Annotated in this window: 14 protein-coding genes; 6 read left to right on the forward strand and 8 right to left on the reverse strand. The window is 41.1% G+C overall.

The features are described from left to right. Positions 1-2: 2 nt before the first annotated feature. The 3 genes from CHJ_RS16275 to CHJ_RS16285 are packed head-to-tail and all read right to left on the reverse strand — an operon-like array spanning position 3 to position 2,934. A complete protein-coding gene (locus CHJ_RS16275) occupies positions 3-782 on the reverse strand; it encodes a lactate utilization protein C (protein ID WP_317918299.1) in 780 nt (259 codons plus the stop codon). A 6-nt stretch (positions 783-788) separates the two neighbouring features. Next, entirely contained in the window at positions 789-2,204 is a 1,416-nt protein-coding gene (locus tag CHJ_RS16280) for a LutB/LldF family L-lactate oxidation iron-sulfur protein (protein WP_171752200.1), read from the reverse strand. A 1-nt stretch (position 2,205) separates the two neighbouring features. After that, complete coding sequence (locus tag CHJ_RS16285) at positions 2,206-2,934, reverse strand: (Fe-S)-binding protein (RefSeq protein WP_171752201.1); 729 nt, start codon at positions 2,932-2,934, stop codon at positions 2,206-2,208. Positions 2,935-3,716: 782 nt separating this feature from the next. On the opposite strand from CHJ_RS16285, the gene CHJ_RS16290 reads away from it, so the two are divergent. The 5 genes from CHJ_RS16290 (at position 3,717) to CHJ_RS16310 (ending at position 9,108) form a co-directional block, all read left to right on the forward strand. After that, positions 3,717-4,172: a YHS domain-containing (seleno)protein gene (locus CHJ_RS16290; RefSeq protein WP_171752202.1), complete on the forward strand. Its 456-nt coding sequence runs from the start codon at positions 3,717-3,719 to the stop codon at positions 4,170-4,172. Between the two features lie 360 nt (positions 4,173-4,532). Further along, on the forward strand, positions 4,533-6,572 hold the full coding sequence (locus tag CHJ_RS16295) for a type VI secretion system Vgr family protein (RefSeq protein ID WP_317918300.1): 2,040 nt from the start codon (positions 4,533-4,535) through the stop codon (positions 6,570-6,572). Then, a complete protein-coding gene (locus CHJ_RS16300) occupies positions 6,572-7,147 on the forward strand; it encodes a DUF6931 family protein (RefSeq protein WP_171752204.1) in 576 nt (191 codons plus the stop codon). The genes CHJ_RS16295 and CHJ_RS16300 overlap by 1 nt, the downstream gene beginning before the upstream one ends. Further along, a complete protein-coding gene (locus CHJ_RS16305) occupies positions 7,147-7,443 on the forward strand; it encodes a PAAR domain-containing protein (protein WP_171752205.1) in 297 nt (98 codons plus the stop codon). Before CHJ_RS16300 ends, CHJ_RS16305 begins: the two co-directional genes overlap by 1 nt. A gap of 210 nt (positions 7,444-7,653) precedes the next feature. Beyond that, a complete protein-coding gene (locus tag CHJ_RS16310) occupies positions 7,654-9,108 on the forward strand; it encodes a sensor domain-containing diguanylate cyclase (protein WP_317918301.1) in 1,455 nt (484 codons plus the stop codon). A gap of 57 nt (positions 9,109-9,165) precedes the next feature. On the opposite strand, the gene CHJ_RS16315 is transcribed toward CHJ_RS16310, so the two are convergent. The 5 genes from CHJ_RS16315 to CHJ_RS16335 form a co-directional block, all read right to left on the reverse strand. Continuing rightward, positions 9,166-9,786 (reverse strand): glutathione S-transferase family protein, encoded by a 621-nt coding sequence (locus CHJ_RS16315; protein ID WP_317918302.1) that lies wholly within the window; start codon positions 9,784-9,786, stop codon positions 9,166-9,168. 20 nt (positions 9,787-9,806) lie between these two features. Then, a complete protein-coding gene (locus tag CHJ_RS16320; protein ID WP_317918303.1) occupies positions 9,807-10,844 on the reverse strand; it encodes an NADP-dependent oxidoreductase in 1,038 nt (345 codons plus the stop codon). 213 nt (positions 10,845-11,057) lie between these two features. Continuing rightward, on the reverse strand, positions 11,058-11,654 hold the full coding sequence (locus CHJ_RS16325; protein ID WP_171752209.1) for a TetR/AcrR family transcriptional regulator: 597 nt from the start codon (positions 11,652-11,654) through the stop codon (positions 11,058-11,060). 90 nt (positions 11,655-11,744) lie between these two features. After that, positions 11,745-12,047, reverse strand: a complete 303-nt coding sequence (locus CHJ_RS16330; RefSeq protein WP_171752210.1) for a Dabb family protein — start codon at positions 12,045-12,047, stop codon at positions 11,745-11,747. Between the two features lie 133 nt (positions 12,048-12,180). Then, positions 12,181-12,567, reverse strand: coding sequence for a MerR family transcriptional regulator (locus tag CHJ_RS16335; protein WP_317918304.1), 387 nt, complete (start codon positions 12,565-12,567; stop codon positions 12,181-12,183). Positions 12,568-12,649: 82 nt separating this feature from the next. Here CHJ_RS16335 and CHJ_RS16340 point away from each other — a divergent pair, with 82 nt between their 5' ends. Next, positions 12,650-13,552 carry an oxidoreductase gene (locus tag CHJ_RS16340; RefSeq protein WP_317918305.1) on the forward strand — a complete coding sequence of 301 codons (903 nt, stop codon included), beginning with the start codon at positions 12,650-12,652 and terminating at the stop codon, positions 13,550-13,552. The last annotated feature ends 21 nt before the right edge of the window (positions 13,553-13,573 follow it).

Below are 13,573 nucleotides of genomic sequence, written 5' to 3' on the forward strand. Positions count from 1 at the left end.
AGTTACATATCATCAATTATAATATATGTCGCATAAACAGGGCCATGAACCCCTACTACTTTTATCAGTTCAATATCCGCTGTAGAGCTTGGTCCTGAAATAAAGTTAACGCAAGAAGGCATTCTCTCTCCCGCGGTGGCTTTTTGATGCAGTACCGCCGTGGCTTGGGTCAACCGCGCAAACAACGTACTTTTAGCAACAACAAATATCGATGCTTCAGGTAACAAGCTCACCGCTCTCCCCTGTTGAGGGTTACTATGCAGCACCATAGTACCAGACTCTGCTAACGCTTGTTCAGCATAAACAATACCAACCTTCGCTCGTTCAGCCAGCTCAATATTGCGCTGATAGCCGATAGCCGCTTGCCAAGTATTAATATCATATTGTTCAGACTCGATAGAGCGTTCAGGGATCAACGCCAACAATCTTGGGTCGGCGGACAACAGCACTTCCGCTTTATTTGTCTCTTTATTTTGTTCAGAGAGCGAGTCCACCGTACAATATTGCTCACATACTTTTGTGATAGCTGTAGAGATAGACTCTTTTGTTACCACAATGGCCTGCGACGCCAAATTAGTTTGAGTATAGGCCAGCAGCACCTCTTTTAACTCATCTTTAGAGTAATCAGACATTACCTGATGATGGCAATTATGTCGCAAAGCGGGTCTCTCGACCGGCTCAATATTTTTTTCACGTCCGAGTTTCTGAGCAATATTGTCCAAAAATGAATTGCGGTTGTAAATGCGTTCAGCATCCTCTGTTAACAAAGCGTTTGACATCATAGGCTCCTATTTCTTTTGATGAGATTTAAACCAACTACGGAACGACTCACCATCAGGCTCTGGTAAATCCCTTGCTTCTGTCCATTCACTCGTTGCACCAATATTAATAGGCATTTTGCCATTCTTAATCAGACTACTTGCTACAGACGCTCCCACTTTTACCGTACTATTCCACAGTATTGGGCGAGCATTAATGAAGTTAAATGCTGAAACGGTGGCTCTTTCTAGCGCAGGGGTAATATTCTGTTCAGCCATTTTTTGTCTATGTTTGAGGATCAAATCAGATAGAGGAATCTTCACCGGACAAACATCATTACAAGATTGGCACAAGCTACAAGCGTACGGCAGATCTTTAAAATCTTCATAACCGCCTAATAGAGGAGAAAGCACTGCACCAATAGGGCCAGAATAAATTGAGCCGTATGACTGACCACCAATATGCCGGTAAGCAGGACAAGTATTTACACACGCGGCACAACGAACACAGCGAAGAATATCTTTAAATTCAGAGCCTAAGATCTCAGAGCGACCATTATCAACGATAACTAAATGAAACTCTTCTGGTCCATCGCAATGTTCATCTTCTCTTGGTCCAGTCAGCGCAGTTACATACCCCGTCAACGGAATACCAACCGCACTCCGGCACAATAAACTAATGACAATATCCAACTCTTCGAAGGTAGGAACAATACGCTCCATTCCCATTACCGCAATATGGGTCTTCGGTAAACTGGTGGCCAAACGCGCATTACCTTCATTGGTAACCAAACTAATGGTTCCTGATTCTGCTACTGCAAAATTACACCCTGTGATGCCAATATCTGCTTCTAAAAAGTCATGACGAATATAATCACGAACAAACTGTGTCATCTCTTCTGGATCATTGCTGCCCTGATAACCAATTTTATCTTTAAAAATGTCACGGATTTGGGTTCGATTTTTGTGCAACGCAGGAACCACAATATGAGAAGGAGGATCGCAATCATCGACCTGCAAAATGTATTCACCTAGATCGGTTTCTACTACCTCGCAATCGTTTTGTTGAATCACTCGGTTAAGGTCTATTTCTTCCGTTACCATCGACTTAGATTTAACGACCTTCTTGGCATTTTTCTTTTGCACGATGGATTCGATGTAATCCGTTGCCTGTTCGGCTGTTTTTGCAAAGAAAACATGCCCGCCGTTCTTAGCCACATTGTCGCTAAGCTGTTGCAGGTAATAATCTAAATTTTCAAGTACATGGTTACGGATATCCATGCCCATTTCACGCCACTCTTCCCAGTTACCAAGCTTATCTGCGGCAATCTGACGGTTAGCAAACATTCGTTCCTGAGCATTTGCGACAGACTGACGCATAAACTCATCTTTCATCTGTACATTGATACGTTCACGAAACTGCTTATTGCTGGTTTTCATCGACATATTACTTCACCTCACCGCTTAGCAATACATCCACTATGTGCATCACTTTTACTGGTTTACCTTCACGACTAATTCGTCCACCAATATTGATTAAACAACTGATATCCGCACCGATTAGATAGTCAGGCTCAACCTCGGTAATATGGCGCACTTTTTCTATCACCATCTCACCGGAAATTTCCGACATTTTGACGGAAAAAGTGCCGCCAAATCCGCAACAAGTCTGCTGATTTTGAATGGGTAGCAACTCTAGTCCTTCTACATTGTTGAGAAGGGTTAGTGGCTCTTCTATTACGCCTAGTTTTCGAATCAAACTGCACGATGGATGATAAACACCACGTCCTTTAAGCTTTGCTCCTAGGTGTTCAACTTTTAACTCATTAACAATGAATTGAGTCAGTTCAAACAGGCGATCTGCCACACGTTGAGCTCGACTGGCCCATTCAGGTTCATCGGCCAAATATTGAGGGTATTTCTTAATAGAAGCCGCGCACGATCCCGCAGGGCTCACTATCGGGTAATCATTCTCTTCAAATGCCTGAATGATATTTTTCATTGCAGGCTTGCTCCCTTCAATATAACCACTGTTGAGAGAAGGCTGACCACAGCACCCCTGCTTTTGTGGAAAAATCACTTCACAGTTCAACTGTTCAAGTAGTAATACGGTTTTTTTAGCGACATCGGCTTTCACCATATCACCAAGACAGGTGGCAAATAGATTCACCTTCATTGTGTTGCTCCCGTGGTAGAGATGCAATTAGCAAAAATGCTAATTTCAGTGCAGTTATTAAATTAGGCGACGAACACTTATAAAGAAGTATTAGTCGATAAATTTTAATTATTATTATCTTTCGAACAGTAAATATATATAACCTTACTGTTTATCGGTTTATATATAGTCTAGCTACAATTTTTAGCTTCGCTAGCAATAAATAGTCTACCCTACCTCCATCACTGTGACGTATTGTGATATAAGGCTTTTACATACGAGGTTAAATGTCAAAATCACAATAAATAACAATGTGTTAACTTTACATCCATTTTAACATCAGCATTGATTGGGTTAGTTTTGGAAACAATAATTATCTAATTGAACTACAATTTGTCACATAAAAGCCTTTACGAGTGATTGCATTAACTAATCATTAAGTATTAGTCATTTGCTTACTTATCAGAAGATGCTTAATTAAATTCACTAAAAATATTCCATTAACATTTTTAAATATAAATCTAAAACTTATTAAAACACTTAATCACTCTTTTATTTCCGATAACTAAAATAATTATATTTACCACTAACATCATTACTAAAATTCGTTAACCCCCTGCTAATAACTTCTATTTCCTTTATTGATTTAATTTCCTTCACTTCGCTCATTACTGCACGTTCATCACCATTTAAATTATCCCATCGGGAAGGTATTAAAAATAAAATGGCCTTCACTGAAATTTTTTTACCATTGCCCCTCTCTACTACAACATAGACAAAGACAATGTACGGAGATAACGAATATGAAAAAATGGATTAACGGTTTATTGCTGATCGCAGCCCAAGCCCTTTTCGCGACTTCTGCCTTTGCTGCTGATGCCATTTATACCGGTTTTTTCAGTAATAAAGCATTAGATGGCTACGATACCGTTGCTTACTTTACCGAAGGAAAACCAGTAGAAGGCAATAAGGATTTCAAGATCTCTTACAAAGGTGCTGATTGGTATTTTTCCAGCCAGGAGAACCTTGATAAATTCCAAGCAGATCCAGACAAGTTCGCACCACAATATGGCGGATACTGTGCATGGGCAATAGCGGCAAAAAATGACTTTGCTCCAGGGGACCCTAAACAGTGGAGCATTGTCGATGACAAACTCTATTTAAACTATGACAAATCAGTCAAGAATCAGTGGTTACAAGATGTTCCCGGATTTATAGCTCAAGGGGATAAAAACTGGCCGACTCTACTTGCTCAATAATACTATTGCGTAAAATTATAGAGCGAACATATTGTTCAACCTTCTTCGGTTTACTGCCTTTACCGAAGAAGGTTGATATTGTAAAAACCGATCCAGTTAACTTAGATTTCATGTAACTACGTGTGGCTTTATTCAATGTGACTATCTTCTAACTGTAGTAATGACTGTCCCTGATAATTAGTCCCTGATAATTATTGACGGCTGTCCTTTTATTTTCATGCCTTCACTCACTCTGTATCCTTTATAAGTACTGGTCTTATTAGCACTTCAGGAGCAAATCCTATAATGACTAAAACGCTGATATGATGTACTCTTAATTCATTGAATCTATGTTAAATTCATTCTTATTTTGGGGAACATATGGCCGTTGATGAGTACAATTCTAGCTCCCGCCCTTTGACGGTAAAACTGGATGGAAAAGGTCCTTACATTATTACCGATATGACCTGTAAGGAGGCGCTGTCTGCTGGAAGTAAACTATCACTATCACTTGTTTCTCCCGAACCAGTTCAAGATTCATCGTTAGGTAAACCTGTCGCGATTGAGTTTAATCAAGGTGAAAATAGCCGCTCTTTCAATGGGTTAATTACTTCAATTGAACTTATTGAGTACAGTATCGAGAAAGATCTCTACTACTACCGAATAGGTTCAAGTGACGCACTATCTATTTTAGCTTTTCGTCACAACCGACAGATCTTCCAAAATGTCAGTAGCAAAAAAGTGCTTGAGACTATTTTTGAAAAAGCGGGAATAAAAAGCTATATCAAAATATCCGTATCTGGCGACGGCGAGGAGCACGAATATTGCACTCAAATGGACGAGACGGATCTGGCATTTGCTCATCGTATTATGGCAAGTGAAGGTTGGCATTATCGAGTTGATCACTCTTCCTCTTCTCATAAAGTACTTATTTCTGATAAAAATCAAAGCTTTGAAAGCGCCAAAAATAGCCCTTACTCATATAAAAAGTTGGGGAGTAGTAACGAGTTCACCATAAGCAATTGGAAACAAAAAAGTAAAGTCACCTCTGCCAAAGTCAGCCTTGCTGATTTCAGCCATGAACTTCCTGAGCTAATAGATAGTGGCGAACAGTCTTCCTCCGCATCAACCAGCATCAATGACTTATCGAGTTACCACTATGGCGTTGGTAGCAAGGATAAATCTATCATTCGTACTCTAGCTAAGACACAAATGGAGTCGCTGGATGCAGAAAAATATGTATGCAGTTCTTCTTCTACTATTATGGAGCTCTCTGCAGGATACAATTTCAAGCTCTCTGACCATCCAATTTCTGACAGCAATCAAGAATATGTAGTCACCGAAATCGTTCATCATATAAAAAGCGCTGAATCAGGACGAGACATTCAATATCGTAATCAGTTTGAGTGTATTCCAAGTACCACAACCTTTCGTCCTAAAATGCTAAGTAAGCCTCGTGTATCATGCGTACACAGCGCTTATGTCACAGGCCCAAGTGGAGAGGAGATTTATAGTGATGATCAGGGAAGAGTAAAAGTTCAGTTTCATTGGGATCAAAATGGTGAAAATGACGAAAACACCTCCTGTTGGCTAGCGGTATCCCAAAACTTTGCTAGCAACGGATTTGGCATGCAGTTTACTCCACGGATTGGTGATGAAGTTATCGTTAGCTATATTGATGGCGACCCTGACTATCCCGTTATCTCTGGTTCAATTTATAACCCATCCAACAAACCACCATTTGATTCTGCAACTCAAAGTGGCATCCGCACTCGAACCACGCCAGATGGAAGCAGTAAAACCAGCAATGAAATTCGCTTTGACGATCAAAAAGACAAAGAACAGTTCTATCTCCATGCACAAAAAGATCTATTGCTAGAAGTTGAAAACGATAGCACGTCGACAATCACTGGTGCAAAAGCCGTTAACATAGAAAAAACCTTAGATGTAACCAGTAAGGAAGCGTTTACCGCGGCCACAGAAAAAACGATGGCGATTTCCAGTAAAGAAGCGTTTTCCTTAGATTCCAGCAAAACCGTTCAAGCTACGAGCAAAGAAGATTTCTCGATTAAATCGGATAAAAACATCGCCGTTGAAGCGAGTTCAAACGCAGACATTACCGCAACGGCATCAATAACCGTAGATGGACAAGAGATCTCCTTAAAAGGAAAAACCAAAATTGCCTTAGCTGTAGGCGCTTGTAAAATCGAACTTAGCGCGAGTGGAATAAAAATTGAAGCTCCTCAAGTCAGTATTGCAGGACAGGCAAAAGCAGAACTTAAAGCGGCGATGGTAACCGTTGAAGGGCAAGGGAAAACCGACATCAAGGGAGCCCTTGTCTCGGTAAATGGTAGCGCGATGACGGAGATTAAAGCAGGTGCCATGGTTCAAATTCAAGGTGCAATTGCGAAGGTAAACTAATGAAATTTTTAAAAATTCCACACCAATTCGCCAAGGACATAATGGCACTATACGAGCCAACGGCAGAAGCTCAAGAAGCACTGACCGAAAACATGTCCCCTTATGATTGGCTAGAACAAGCAATTAACAGTGAATTATATAGTGACGCAGTCACATTTATAGCTCACGGCTTGCCAATTAGAGAATCTATTTGGTGGGCCTGTAACTGCGCAGCGAGTCGGGATGATTGGTCGACTGAAGAAAATGACGCCGTTAACGCCGCCAAAGCTTGGGTTTATACGCCTGATGAAACCAGTCGGCGCCATGCCGAAGAGATGGCGAAAATAGCGACTCTAGATACAGGTGCCGGCTGGGCTGCACAAGCTGCGTTTTGGAGTGGTGGTAGTATGACATCACCAACCGATCCTATCGTTCCTCCACCCGCAAACTTATATGCTCAAGCCGTTGCCGGATGTATCAATCTAACCGCAGTGTTACCGGATGGTGCTCATGCGGTAGAACGATATAAGCATTATATTGATATGGGGTCTGATATTGCTAACGGTGGTAATGGCGAACAAGAAGGAGCGTTGTAATGTTTCCTGCTGCAAGAGCAACTGATATGCATGTTTGTCCTATGCAAACTCCTGCCATTGTACCGATTCCACACGTCGGAGGCCCAATACTGCCAATGCCATCTACGGTGCTAATAGGCAACTTACCTGCTGCAACATTGGGACAGATGTGTGTCTGCGTAGGTCCACCTGACAGCATTATTAAAGGGAGTGCCACAGTACTAATTAATAATATGCCAGCAGCAAGAATGACCGATATGACAGCGCACGGTGGAACCATAGTACTGGGTTTTCCAACGGTACTAATCGGCGGCTAACACTCCTTATTCGAGGACATATATGATCACCTCGTCCGATAGATTGAGAGATTAATGATTAAGCTCACGTTACGGCAATAAACATTATGCTGCCTTAGGATGAATTTCGCTCTTTTATCAATATGCACCATAATTGAATAAGTTAGAGTGAAATAAGTGTATCGAGTTGCTTAGATTTACACAAAAACTCGTTCGGCCAATAGGTAGTTTATGTTTCTAATAAACAGTGGAAATTCTAAACGCGGATTATTAATCATCATTATTTCACTTTTGATGCTGGCCGGGTTTGTTTTTACCAACGCAGTAAATTTTTACTACCTTAAACTCAATTTACGCAATTCAATTATCGAAACGGAACTACCAAAGGCGACGACTGAAGTCTATTCTGAAATCACTTTAAATGTGCTTCCAGCCATTATCGCTTCCTCTATGTTAGCCAATGATCGTTTTATCCAACGCTGGTTACAGAACAATGTCTGTGAGGATGAAGATCTTGTCAGCTATTTAGCTCAGATAAAACACCGTAGTAATGCCCTAATTAGTTTTGTCGTTTCATCCGAATCACAGCAATATTTTAACTCTGAAGGGGTTAAAATGTATGAATCAGAAGATGATCCTCAAGCTGCATGGTATTTTGATTTTGTTAATAGCGACAAAATGTATGAGCTAAATGTAGGGCCAAATATCGACTCAAGCCATACACCAGCACTGTTTGTTAACTATAAAATATTTCATGAAGATCAATTATTAGGCGTTGTTGGTTTAGGGTTGAAGTTCGATGTTATCAAGAACATTCTGCAACAGTTTAAACATAACTATAACCAGAACATCTACTTTCTTGATGCTCACGGCCATATTATTTCTCATTCAGAAGGAGCAATGCTCGACAGTAAAGCCATATCTAATCTGCCAACTTTTTCCGATGCACTGAGCAATGCCAATCAACATGATTCAACCATTCTTGAGTATCAAAATGAGCATGGAAAATTCTTATTAAACCTACAATATATTGCTGAGCTCAACTGGTGGATGTTAATAGAGCAAGAGGAAGAGATCACCTTTAGCGAGATACGGACCATCCTCTATACCAATCTGTTTATCGGCCTAGTCACCATTATCGTCATCCTCATTATTGTCTCTTGGGTAGTAAATTTCTTTCATAAGCAGCTAGAGGCCATGGCAACAACAGATGCATTGACCCAGTTAAATAATCGAGCTGCGTTTGAATATCAGGCGAAAAAAGCTCTGTTGCAGAGTGAACGTTCATCCACGCCTATTTCCGTACTCATGATAGATATCGATAAGTTCAAAGATATCAACGATAAATACGGTCACTTAAAAGGGGATCAGGTACTACAGACCATTGCGACCAATATTGACTCATCGACTCGACAATCAGACTGCGTAAGCCGGTGGGGAGGTGAAGAGTTTGTTGTCTTGGCACACAATAGTGATATAGACAGTGCCACAATACTGGCTGAGAAAATTCGCGCCAGAATAGAAAACTGCCACTCTTTTCCACAGCCGATCACCATAAGTGTGGGAGTAACGCAGGCAGTTAATGGTGATTCATTGGATCATTTATTAGCCAGAGCAGATATCGCCCTATACCAATCAAAAAATAACGGCAGAAATTGTGTGAGAACAGTACAAGCAGAGGAGTAACACCCACTTGTACTGTCCAGTTAACCGCTACTTGAATGCATCAGTTTTGCAACACGATTAAGATTGAGCACTCAGTTCAATTTGACCTGCTTTGTTAAAAGCAGGATGACTTGCCAGTTGCTCTGCGTATGCCTCAATGTTGCTATATTGCTGAATAAGCCCAAAGTTCTGTAGCGCCTCCACAACAAAAGAGATCATAATATCCGCACCTGTTAAGGTATCTGCAACTAAGTACCGCTTATCTTGTAATGACGAATTTAAATACTCTGCAATTTTCGCCAGCTCTGCATCTGCGTAATCTGCTAGAAAGTTAGTGTCACAACCATCTTTCATGACAAAGATCTTCAATAGTGGCGGCAAAATACCGGAACTTTCAGCAAAGTGCATCCATTGCAGGTACTCAACATGCTCTTTAGTACCGCGTGGCGGTGCCAGTTTTCCATCGGCATATTTGTCTATCAGGTACTCCGTAATCGCTCCAGATTCCGTCACAATCAAACCATCATCTTCAATAACGGGTGATTTGCCCAGTGGATGAATAGACTTAAGTTCTGGCGGAGCCAAGAAAGTGACGCTATCTCTTTGATAAGGAATAATTTTATATTCTACATTTAGCTCTTCCAACAGCCAAATGATGCGTTTAGAGCGCGATTTATTTAGGTGGTGTAATGTGATCATTTTTATCTTATCCGTGCTATTTAAAGAGGTTGATTGACTTTAACAACAAGTTTTCCGAAGTTTTTACCTTCAAGAAGTCCTTGGAAGGCGTCGACGGCATTTTCTAACCCTTCCACCATCTGTTCTTTATATTTCACTTTGCCTTCTGCTAACCAAACAGACATATCCGCCGCAAACTCATCATAACGGTGTGCATAATCATCAAAAATTATGAATCCTTGCATTTTGATACGCTTAACCAACAAGGTTCCCATCAACATCGACATACGGTCAGGCCCTTCTGGCAAAGAGGTGGCGTTATACTGCGAAATCAAACCACATAAAGGAACTCTCGCTGCGGTATTAAGCAATGGCAATACCGCGTCAAACACTTTCCCGCCGACATTTTCAAAATAGACATCAATTCCCTGATCACACGCTTTTGCTAGTTGTTCAGAAAAATCCGCCGCTTTGTGATCAATACACTCGTCAAAACCTAACTCTTCTTTAGCATAACGACACTTCTCTTCTCCACCGGCGATACCTACAACACGAGCACCTTTCAACTTACCAATTTGCCCCACCGTTGCTCCCACTGGTCCTGTTGCTGCAGCGACAACAATCGTTTCGCCCGGTTTAGGATCACCAATATCCAACAGTCCCATGTATGCGGTAAAACCTGGCATGCCCATAATGCCCAGTGCATACGAAGGTGCCATAGGCTGCTTTCCTAACTTCAGTAAGCCTTCACCATTAGAAAGTGCCAGTTTTTGCCACCCTGTATAAGCTAATACCCACTCACCCACTTCGAAATCACTGTTGTTCGACTCTTCAACCTGACAAACCGTACCACCAACCATAACATCATCAATGGCAACTGGTTCAGCATAGGATTTAGCATCACTCATTCGGCCTCTCATATACGGATCTAAAGAGAGATAAATGGTACGAAGTAGCACTTCGCCTTTTGCGGGTACCGGTCTCTGGGTATTTTCTAAACGAAAGTTTTGCTCTGTTGGCGCACCAACGGGACGAGAAGCCAATACAATTCTGCTGTTACTTTCAAGTTGAGTTTTCATTATTTAATCCTTGTTATATTTAACTATTTTTTGCTATTTACTAAGGTAGTAAACGACAAAAAACGTGCCGATTAATGCAGCCAAAATCCAGTTACCGGTTTAATCTATGGCGTGACAATTAAAATAACTTGCCATCACCAAATTAGACCAGTCGTCTAGTTCTGTGTTATAAAAAAACTCGTACAGCCACCTATACGAGCTCAAATTGTCTGTTTAGAGTAATGAGTTGCCTTGCAAAAAGCGTTCTGTTTTCCGCAATGTATTCATCATACCTTGTGGATCTTTACTCAATTTATATAAAACGCTCGTTCCTAACCAAAGTTGATAGAGGCTGACGGCAGCATCATGACTGTCTGTCACTTTAATTGAACCATCTTTTATTCCAAGCTCTATACAGTCTGCAATGGCACCCGTAATATCGTTAGCACCTTTGTGTAACGCTAATCGCATCGGCTCAGATAGATCAGACACTTCAGCAGATAGCTTAACGACTAAGCAGCGCTCTGCGCCACATGCGCCTTGAGAAATTTCTATCCATCGACGCCAATACGTAAGCAAACGTTCATTAGCGGATAAGTTATCATCTTCAAATAAACCCTTTAAGCGGACCATGTATTGACTAAAATAGTCCTCTATCAATGCTTCGCCAAACTGTTCCTTTGACTTAAAGTAATGATAGAAAGAACCTTTAGGCACTTCTGCATGTTTTAACAGTTGGGACAGACCGACACTGGTAAACCCTTTCGCTACGATAAGTTCATAGCCAGTTTGCAATATGTGCTGTCGCGTTTCATTCGTTTTTGTTTTCATGCGGACGATAATAAACAAAATTAGACCAGTCGTCTAGTTATTTTATTGTTCGCTATTTTTCGCCGCTAAAGATGCGATATAGCGCTTGTTTTAACAGCCCACTGTATAATCGACGACGACAATGTCTTGAATGATTTTTCTGAAGTGGACTTTTAATGCATCATGTTCCGGGTGAGTGAGGTAACGATCTCTGGCTTCCTCACTACAAAATGTCATCACTATGGCAAGATCATAAGATTTGTTCTTTCCCTCCGGGCTATTATTCTCGCCCCACTCCACTGTTTCTATTCCATCGACCTTGTCTGAGATCGATAAAAAAGCCGCTTTCGCTGCATCTCGCTCAATAACCGTGGCACTCTGTTTTGTTTCAACCAACATTAAATGACGAATCAATTTGTTCTCCTTATCTGTTGAATCTGCTGAAAATTATTTGGCTGCTTCATTTCAAATTATCCCTTTTGTAACAATGTTATTTAACAAAGCTATTGAGTAAAAAAGGGTTAGTTTTGTTTGGTTTATCTTAGGGTTAATCATTAAACCTATCTAAACAGCTCTTCAACAACTGTTGCTTAAGCTTGTTGATATTCTGAGCAATCAACGTCCTAACCGATTCCGCATTATTAATAATTTCAAGCATATGCTGATCTCGCTCTTCCAGTAACAATATCGCTTGTTGTCGAGACATATCTCCTTGAACAAATGCATCTAACAAAGGCTTTATTTCACTAAGAGATAACCCCAAAGCTTTCGCTTTCTTTATAAGGTCAAGTCGCTCAACAGTATGCTCAGAAAATTGCCTATAGTTTTTCGAACCAGCAGGCTCTGGTGTTGATTCAATCAAACCAATACTTTCGTAATGTCGTACCAACTCTTTTGACACACCTGCTCTTCTACAAAGTTCGCCTACTCTCATCAACTTTTCACTTGACTGTGTGGTAAACCACACAGTTTATACTATTCATCAAAGAACACCATGACTGCAATAGGAACCATATATGAAAAAATGTTGGACCCGTACCGATATACCAGATCTAAGCAATAAAATCGCCATTGTTACCGGTGGTAATACTGGCTTAGGCTTTCAAAGCGCTCTTGAGCTAGCAAAATCCGGTTGCTACACAATTATCACTTGCAGGGATGAACACAAAGCAAGCAGCGCGATTGCCGAACTAAAGCGTCAATGCCCACAAGCTCAAGCTGAATACATGTTGATGGATCTCACCGACATTCCGTCAATCCACCTGTTTGTTGAGAACGTGATGCAACGTTTTCAACGTCTTGATATTTTGTTAAACAACGCAGGTGTCGTAAACCTAAAGCAGTTACAACGCACACGACAAGGTTACGAAATGCATTTTGCCACCAATCATTTAGGACACTTTGCACTAACTGGGTTATTGCTTCCTTTAATCAAAAAAACGCCTCAAGCTCGAGTGGTCACCGTAAGCAGTGCAGGCCACAAGTATGCGACCCTCAATTTTGATGATATCCATTGGCAAACACGAACATATGATCGAATAAAAGCCTATGCTGACAGCAAGCTTGCCAACCTTCTTTTTTCTCACTCTTTAACGAAAGAGTTTCAACAGCACAATATTGATGCCTATTCACTAGCGGCGCATCCGGGGTTAACAGGAACGGAGAGACAACAAACCATCGGCGTTGGCGGGTTGTTAGCCAAAATGGTGGCATCTCCGGTTACGGTAGGAGTTCTTCCACAAATTCGCGCTTGTTGCGATCACGAACTCGCCAGCGGAAGTTATCTAGGCCCCCGATTGGGAATTTTAGGAAAGCCAGCGCTAATTAAAGCAAGTAACGCTGCCTATTCAAATGAGCTGGCACAGCAGCTTTGGCGACTTTCTAGCGAGTTAACCAATGTAAAATATCAGTTTGATTAAAGAACTCGAACTAAGGATTAA

The organism is Vibrio sp. MACH09 (genome assembly GCF_033238805.1).
Classification (GTDB): Bacteria; Pseudomonadota; Gammaproteobacteria; order Enterobacterales; family Vibrionaceae; genus Vibrio.

Coding starts and splice junctions, on each gene's coding strand:
- CHJ_RS16335 (WP_317918304.1), bottom strand. CDS start 12,567: ATGAGAGTAGGCGAACTTTGTAGAAGAGCAGGTGTGTCAAAAGAGTTG.
- CHJ_RS16300 (WP_171752204.1), top strand. CDS start 6,572: ATGAAATTTTTAAAAATTCCACACCAATTCGCCAAGGACATAATGGCA.
- CHJ_RS16280 (WP_171752200.1), bottom strand. CDS start 2,204: ATGTCGATGAAAACCAGCAATAAGCAGTTTCGTGAACGTATCAATGTA.
- CHJ_RS16290 (WP_171752202.1), top strand. CDS start 3,717: ATGAAAAAATGGATTAACGGTTTATTGCTGATCGCAGCCCAAGCCCTT.
- CHJ_RS16315 (WP_317918302.1), bottom strand. CDS start 9,786: ATGATCACATTACACCACCTAAATAAATCGCGCTCTAAACGCATCATT.
- CHJ_RS16285 (WP_171752201.1), bottom strand. CDS start 2,934: ATGAAGGTGAATCTATTTGCCACCTGTCTTGGTGATATGGTGAAAGCC.
- CHJ_RS16295 (WP_317918300.1), top strand. CDS start 4,533: ATGGCCGTTGATGAGTACAATTCTAGCTCCCGCCCTTTGACGGTAAAA.
- CHJ_RS16275 (WP_317918299.1), bottom strand. CDS start 782: ATGATGTCAAACGCTTTGTTAACAGAGGATGCTGAACGCATTTACAAC.
- CHJ_RS16305 (WP_171752205.1), top strand. CDS start 7,147: ATGTTTCCTGCTGCAAGAGCAACTGATATGCATGTTTGTCCTATGCAA.
- CHJ_RS16325 (WP_171752209.1), bottom strand. CDS start 11,654: ATGAAAACAAAAACGAATGAAACGCGACAGCACATATTGCAAACTGGC.
- CHJ_RS16340 (WP_317918305.1), top strand. CDS start 12,650: ATGAAAAAATGTTGGACCCGTACCGATATACCAGATCTAAGCAATAAA.
- CHJ_RS16310 (WP_317918301.1), top strand. CDS start 7,654: ATGTTTCTAATAAACAGTGGAAATTCTAAACGCGGATTATTAATCATC.
- CHJ_RS16320 (WP_317918303.1), bottom strand. CDS start 10,844: ATGAAAACTCAACTTGAAAGTAACAGCAGAATTGTATTGGCTTCTCGT.